This window comes from Bradyrhizobium sp. WSM4874, from assembly GCF_055811835.1.
The window spans coordinates 1-246 of sequence record NZ_JBVVPR010000282.1 but is presented as its reverse complement, the minus strand read 5'-3'; the positions used below and the strand labels follow the sequence as shown (position 1 = coordinate 246).

1 protein-coding gene is annotated in these 246 nt (G+C 65.9%); it reads right to left on the bottom strand.

Translation table 11 applies throughout. From position 1 onward, the window contains the following. On the bottom strand, window positions 1–245 hold a 245-nt coding region (locus tag AC0L3P_RS40350), incomplete at its 3' end, for a GcrA family cell cycle regulator (protein WP_473309505.1). Window position 246: the final 1 nt, after the last annotated feature.

Genomic DNA, 246 nt, shown 5'->3' with positions numbered 1-246 from the left:
GGCTGCTGCCTCTCCGCTGCGTTCCGCGACACCTTCTTTGCGACTGGAAGGGCGCAAGCTGCCGACGACGTCGCCCTCAGCTTCGGTGTCTGCCTTATCTTGGGCCTTGCCGTGAGCGACTTGTGACCGCGCTTCAGGCCCTGACGGGTCAGCATGCCGCAGACCGCGTTACGACTGCACCCGAGCCGCCGCGCTATCTGCGCCGCGCTATGTCCTGCGGACCAGAGCCTGGTGAGGAGCTCTATG